The 6,088-nt window shown below is 73.7% G+C and carries 5 protein-coding genes; 3 read left to right on the top strand and 2 right to left on the bottom strand.

Going from position 1 to position 6,088, the window contains the following annotated elements:
• Positions 1-1,794 (bottom strand): FUSC family protein (locus tag HPY23_RS23930; protein WP_200649684.1); only part of this gene is annotated, 1,794 nt, incomplete at its 3' end.
• Positions 1,795-1,913: 119 nt separating this feature from the next.
• Here HPY23_RS23930 and HPY23_RS23925 point away from each other — a divergent pair.
• Both HPY23_RS23925 and HPY23_RS23920 read left to right on the top strand, forming a co-directional pair.
• Positions 1,914-3,071, top strand: a complete 1,158-nt coding sequence (locus tag HPY23_RS23925) for a zinc-binding dehydrogenase (protein ID WP_060846627.1) — start codon at positions 1,914-1,916, stop codon at positions 3,069-3,071.
• Positions 3,072-3,162: 91 nt separating this feature from the next.
• Entirely contained in the window at positions 3,163-3,573 is a 411-nt protein-coding gene (locus HPY23_RS23920; RefSeq protein WP_175539881.1) for a DUF2147 domain-containing protein, read from the top strand.
• A gap of 33 nt (positions 3,574-3,606) precedes the next feature.
• On the opposite strand, the gene HPY23_RS23915 is transcribed toward HPY23_RS23920, so the two are convergent.
• A complete protein-coding gene (locus HPY23_RS23915; protein WP_236017702.1) occupies positions 3,607-4,788 on the bottom strand; it encodes a GNAT family N-acetyltransferase in 1,182 nt (393 codons plus the stop codon).
• Between the two features lie 102 nt (positions 4,789-4,890).
• On the opposite strand from HPY23_RS23915, the gene HPY23_RS23910 reads away from it, so the two are divergent.
• Positions 4,891-5,940 (top strand): polysaccharide deacetylase family protein, encoded by a 1,050-nt coding sequence (locus HPY23_RS23910; RefSeq protein ID WP_091883357.1) that lies wholly within the window; start codon positions 4,891-4,893, stop codon positions 5,938-5,940.
• The last annotated feature ends 148 nt before the right edge of the window (positions 5,941-6,088 follow it).

Raw genomic sequence — 6,088 nt, 5'->3', positions numbered from 1 at the left:
GGCCTGGCGCACCGCGCCGTCATAGGCCGGCACCTCCGCGAGCCGGTTCAGACCGGCCTGGGCGCCGGCGGCGGCGGTGTCGAGCGCGGCGAGCGCGAAGGCGTGCCGCAGGGCGGCGCGGCGCACCGCCCCGGCGGTGCCGCCCCAGCCGGCGAACTGCACCAGCCGGTCTGCGTCGAGGTTGACGCGCTCGTCGGCCTCCTGCGGCTCGCCCGACAGCGCCTCGACCACGTCGGCCCGGGCGGCATCGAGCGACCAGCGCCGGCGCTGGGCGTTCGTGGTCGGCAGGACGATGCGGATCACCAGGAAGAGGATCAGTCCGGCGACGCAGAACAGCACGCTCGACGTCAGGTAGGATTCCGCGTTGTAGGGCTGCGGGTTGGTCGGCGCCAGCACGACGGGGAAGAACACCAGCAGGATGAAGCCGAGGCTCGCGGTCTTCGGGCGCAGGCTCAAGAGGCAGGCGGTGACGATCACCGGCGCCATGGCGATGGCGAGCAGCGGGAAGCCCTGGCCGCCGTCGAGGATCAGGAACTCGACGATGCCCGCGCAGGCCGCGGCGAGCGGCATGCCCCACAGCGCGCCGGTGGCGAAGGCGACGGGATTGGGGTTGATCGAGGCGAGCGCGGCGAAGGCCGAGACCTGGAGCAGGGCCGCCGAGGTGGCGGGCCAGCCGCTGAGCACGAACAGCGCCGCGCTGATCGCGATGGTGATGACGACGCGGGCGGCGTTGCGCAGCGCGTCGGGAAAGTCGCGGTGGACGGGGAGCCGCATGTCGCGCAGGGGCGCCCGGCCGGTCTCCAGCGCGTCGATCCCGTCCTCGGCGAGCCGGTCCTGGCGCAGGAGGTCGATGGCGCGGCGCAGCCGCAGCACCGCGTCGGGGTCCGCGTCCTCGCGCTCGGCGAGTTCGTCGAGACGGGCGACGAGGGTCGGCAGCGCGTCCCGGTCGCCGTCGAGGCCGGCGAGCACGCTCGCGCGCAGGTCGTCCGGATCGCCGGAGCGCGTGACCGCCAGCGCGAAGGAGCGGGCGGCGGCGACCGAGGCGAACAGGGCCGCCACCGCGCTGCGGGCGCCCGCCGCCCGGTTCGCGCCGTCGTGGAACTCGGTCGCCACCACGCCGATCGCGTCGCGTGGGGCGGCCGCGAGGCGCATCGCCTCGGCCGCCGCCTCCGGTCCCGGATCGCCGTCCCGCACCGCCCGGCGCACGACGTCGCGCGCGGCGTCACGGGCCTTGGCCATCCCGGCGCTGAGGTCGGGGAAGATGGAGGGCGCGCCGAGCGCGTCGTTGATGAAGGTGATCGCCACGATGCCCAGCGTGATCGCGGCGACCCGCTCGACCCCGGTGGCGAAGACCGATTGCGGCGCGTCGATGTTGTTGATGGCGATGATCGCCACCGTGTAGCCCGACAGCATGGCGCCGTAGGCCTTGGTGCCCTGGAGGTAGTTGGCGGTGAACACGCACAGCCCCATCCAGAGCGCGAAGGCGACCAGCATCTCGACCCGGTCCTGCCCGAACAGGGCGGCGAACAGGATCGCGACCGCGAAGCCGACCAGCGTGCCGAGGAAGCGGTAGGCGGCCTTCGACAGGGCCTGCCCGCGCCGGGGCTGGGCCAGGATCGCCACCGTGACGGCGGCCGAGGACGCGCTCTCGAGCTGGAGCCAGAACCCGGCATAGAGCGCCAGCATCATGGCGAGCCAGATCCGCACGGCATAGGCCCAGGACGAGAGCGGCGGCGGCTCGATCCGGTCGAGCAGCGCGTCGATCCAGCTGCGACGCAGCGACCCCTCAGCCATCGCGCGCCGCCGATCCGGATGCAAACACCGAATACGGTGCTAGGGTGGGGGTGGCCGGACGCCAACGATCCGGCGCGCGGCGCCGCGCCGCGACGGAACGAACAGTCGAGGAAGCGCCGATGAGCAAGCCTGAGATCCGCGTGGCCACGTTCGCGGGCCCGGGGGCGGAACCCGTCATCCAATCGGTGCCGTGGCCGAAGGTTCCGCGCAAGGCCGCCCTGATCAAGGTCGGCGCCTGCGGGGTCTGCGGCACCGACCAGCACATCCTCAAGGGCCATTGGCCCAAGCCCCTGCCGTGGCCGTTCACGCTCGGCCACGAGATCGGCGGCGTCATCGTCGAGAAGGGCGAGGAGTTCACCGCCGACTTCATGGAGAAGCCGCTCCAGGTCGGCTCCAAGGTGATGATCCCGCCGCTGATGCCGTGCGGGCACTGCTATTACTGCGTCCACTACCCCGAGCAGGCCAACAAGTGCCTGACGCCGGTCTATTATGGGCGCTACCTCGGCTTCGACAAGGCGCCGCACCTGTGGGGCGGCTGGGCCGAGTACGTCTATGTCGACCTCGAGATGCTGCCGGGCACCAAGGTCTACAAATTGCCCGACGACATGTCGCTGCGCCTCGGCGCGCTGTCCGAGCCGCTGACCTCCTGCATCCGCGCCTTCAACCGGGCGACCCGGGCCGGCGGGTTCAAGTGGGGCGACACGGTGGTCATCCAGGGCTCGGGCCCGATCGGCATCCTGGCGGTGGCGGCCGCCCAGGAGATGGGGGCCGGCCGGGTGATCTGCGTCGGCGCGCCGGAGGAGCCGCGCCTCGCGCTCGCCCGCAAGTTCGGCGCCGAGGCCACCGTCGACATCACCAAGGTCACGACGCCCGAGGCCCGCATCGCGGCGGTCCGCGAGATCGTCGGCGGCTTCGGCGCCGACCTGGTGATGGATTGCTCGGGCCATCCGAGCGCGGGACCCGAGGGCATCGAGTTCCTGCGCGACGGCGGCACCTACGTGGAGATGGGCCAGTTCACCGATGCGGGGAAGATCGAGACCTCCTGGCACCGGATCTGCTCCAAGGACCTCAACGTGCTGGGCTCCTGGGCCTTCACCGGCAACGACCTGCCGCTCGGCGTCGACATGCTCTACCGCGCCCGGGACAAGTATCCCTGGCTCGAGATGCAGACGGTCTACCCCTTCACGCAGGAGGGCGTGGCGCAGGCGGTGAAGGACGCGATGGCGATGAAGACGGTGAAATCCACCATCGTGCCGTTCCCCGAGCTCGTCGCGTGACGGGGCGTCCGCGCGCCTGACCGCATGGCGGGACGGGGGCGGAGGCGCTAGGTCGGAGCTTCGCGATTCGTCGAACCCGGAGCCCGCGCCGTTGCGTCCCGTCCTGCTCGCCGCCCTTCTCGCCTGCGCGCCCGTGCTCGCCCACGCGCAGGCGGGTCCCCAGCCCGTCGGGCTCTGGCTCACGCCCGCGGGCGATTCGCAGATCCGCATCGCCCGCTGCGGCGCGGGCTATTGCGGCACGATCGCCAAGGTGATGGCCGGCGAGACCAGGGACGTCCACAACCCGGACGCGGTCCAGCGCGGCCGCAGCCTCGTCGGCGTCGCGCTGACCCGGGACATGCGCCCGTCCGGCGAGGGCTGGGAGGGCTCGCTCTACAACTTTCGCGACGGCAAGACCTATTCGGGCAAGCTCGCCATGAAGGGGCCGAACGTGCTCGAACTGTCGGGCTGCGTGCTCGGCGGGCTGATCTGCAAGAAGCAGCTCTGGACGCGGGTGGATTAGGGGCGGGCCTCCCAAGGCCCATCCCCGCCCGGGTCAGGCCGTGCGCGCCAGCGCCTTGCGCACCCGGCCGACCAGCGCCCACAGCCGCGGGTCGCGCTTGATCCGGCGCTTGAGGCGGGCGCCGGCCTCGGCGGCCGCGCCGTAGGCCCGGCCGCGCAGGCTCACCGGCAGCACCGCGTCGACGAGGCCGATGGTCTCGTCGCAGACGCTCGCCTTGTAGCGCGCCTCGCCGACGCCGAGATCGAGGGCGGTGCGCCCGCGGGCGCACTGGTCGCGGATCAGGGCCTGGAGCAGCAGGTCGCCGGGGCTGAACCGGGCGAGCGCCGGGTCGGGATCGAACGAGGTCAGCATGCCGCTGAAGCGCCGCGCGTCGACGGCGCCGACGAAGGTCGCGAGGATGCGTCCCTCCTCGGTGCGCAGGGCGTGCAGCTCCAGGGCCCCGGACCGGTGCGCCGCCGCGAGGAAGTCGCGCGCCGCCGGATCGGCGAAGGGATCGCTGATGCCGGCCTGCGCGAAGCGCAGCGCCTTCTGGGCGAGGTAGGCCGACAGGATCGCCGCGCCCTCCTCGTCGTCCGACGCGACCCGGTGCGCCACCGGGCCGAGGGCGCCCGTGAGCCACTTCTCCTTCTGGCGCAGCTTGCGCCGCGCATCGCCGCTCATCACCCGCTTGAGCACCGCCTCGGGATCGGCCTCCAGCGCCAGGCCGTAGGCGTCGCTCGGGGAGGCGGTGCCGTGGGCGAGCGGGTTCGGCAGGCCGTTCCACAGGCGCGGCTGGTCCGGCAGGTGGATCACGTCGACCCCCGCCTGGGCTCCGGCGCGGAGCAGGGCCCGGGCATAGGCCTCGGGCGGCAGGGCCATCGCCTCCGGGTGGGCGAAGAGCGGCATGTGGTAGTTGGCATGCCGGCCGCCGATCACCCGGCCGACCCGGATGCCGGCCTCGCGGTGCACGAACAGCGGCAGCAGCGCCAGCGGTCGCCCCGAGGCGTCGCGCAGCAGGACCGGGCAGGGGCGGGCGCCCCGCGGCAGGATGCGGGCGCAGGCCGCCACCCAGTCGAAGCGCTGGTAGGGCGTCATCACGGCGCCGGGCGCCGTCTCGAGGGCGCGCCAGGTCGCCTCGGCGGCTGCAAGGCTCGAGAAGACCTCGGGCACCAGTGTGAGGGCCGGCGCCGGACCGGCCGCCACGCCCTCCGCCGCGAGTTGCATCGTGCCGCCCATCGCCCTGCCCTCGATCGCCTCCCCGATGGCCTAGCGGGCAAGCGTGCAGAATCCGCAAACGCCGTAACGAAGCTTTGGCCGATCGCCGGCATTCTCCCCGGCATGCTCTCCGCTACCACCCGCCACCGCCTGTTCCAGGCCGGTTTCGCCACCATCGCGGCGACCAGGGCCGACCGCTGGCTCGGCCCGGCGACCCGCGGCCGCGGCGTGATCCTCACCTTCCATCACGTCCGCCCGGACGAGGGGGGGGCCTACGCGCCGAACCGGCTGCTCTCGATCACCCCGGCTTTCCTCGACCGGACGCTCACGCTGCTGCGGGAGCGGGGCTTCGCGGTGGTCCCGCTGGCGGAGGTGCCGCGGCGCCTCGCCGGGGGCGGGCCGCCCTTCGCGGTGCTGACCTTCGACGACGGCTACCGCGACAACCGGGAGCACGCCGCCCCGGTCCTGCGCCGGCACGGCGCACCCTGGACGCTCTACGTCACCCACGACTTCGCCACCGGGACCGGCCGGCTGTGGTGGATCGAGCTGGAGCGGGCGATCCGGGGTCTTACCCGCGTGCGGCTGCCTGAGGTCGGGCTCGACCTCCCGGCCGCGGACGACGCGGAGAAGGTCGCCGCCTTCGCGCAGGCCTACCGGGCGCTCCGGGCCGGGCCCGAGGAGGGGTTGCGCGCCGCGACCCTGCGGCTCTGCGGCGAGGCCGGCATCGATGCGGGCGCCATCGCCCGGGAGCTGTGCCTGTCGGGGAGCGAGCTGCGGGATCTCGCCCGGGACGTGCCGGTGACGCTCGCCGCCCACACCCTGACGCATCCGATGCTCGCCAAGCACGACGCGGCGACCGCGCGCCGCGAGATCGTCGAGGGACGGGCGCGTCTCGCCGACCTTCTCGGCGCGGTGCCGGAGCACTTTTCCTATCCGGTCGGCGATCCGGGCTCGGCGGGCGCGCGGGAATTCGCCCTCGCCCGCGAGGCAGGCTACGTCACCGCCGTGACGACCCGGCCCGGCCACCTGTTTCCCGGGCACGCCGCCCATCTGCATGCGCTGCCGCGGGTCTCGGTCAACGGGCTGTTCCAGACCGACGCGGCGTTGCGCGCCCTGCTCTCGGGCGTGCCGTTCCTGGCCTGGAACCGCGGCCGGCGGCTCAACGTGGCGTGAGGGACCGGTTCAGCGGTGGCGCCGGCGGCGGTAGTGACGGCTCCCGCCGCCGCTGATGACCGCGAAGGTCGCGCTCTGGCGGCCGCCGCGCAGGCGCCGGGTCCAGCCGCGCCGGCCGCGCGGGGCCGGCTCGGCCGTCGCCTCGGCG

The sequence above is a fragment of the Methylobacterium ajmalii genome (assembly GCF_016613415.1).
In the GTDB taxonomy this organism is placed as follows: Bacteria; Pseudomonadota; Alphaproteobacteria; order Rhizobiales; family Beijerinckiaceae; genus Methylobacterium; species Methylobacterium ajmalii.
This window is presented reverse-complemented; position numbering and strand designations above follow the sequence as displayed.